This is a genomic window from Borrelia persica No12, from assembly GCF_000500045.1.
GTDB classification, from domain to species: Bacteria; Spirochaetota; Spirochaetia; order Borreliales; family Borreliaceae; genus Borrelia; species Borrelia persica.
On the sequence record NZ_AYOT01000039.1, the window covers coordinates 1 to 218 of the forward strand.

The window sequence follows — 218 nt, forward strand, 5'->3', positions numbered from 1 at the left end:
ACCAGAAATTTCCTTAAAGTAGTTATATTTATCTATGCCATTGGCATATTTATTTCTATGCAAAACCTCAACTCTATCTTCATATTCCCGAATAAATTCATCAAATAAGAAATTCTCTAATACTTTACCTTTTCTCATACTTAAATTGTCTTTAAATGGCACTTCTCTGTCTAATAATTTAAGTACTTTTGTTATTATAAATTCATTCAAACTTTCTT

The 218-nt window shown here is 25.7% G+C and carries 1 pseudogene; it reads right to left on the reverse strand.

What is annotated here, in order from left to right:
* A pseudogene (locus tag U881_RS10305) lies at positions 1–210 on the reverse strand (DUF244 domain-containing protein); the annotation flags it as partial.
* Positions 211–218 lie beyond the last annotated feature (8 nt).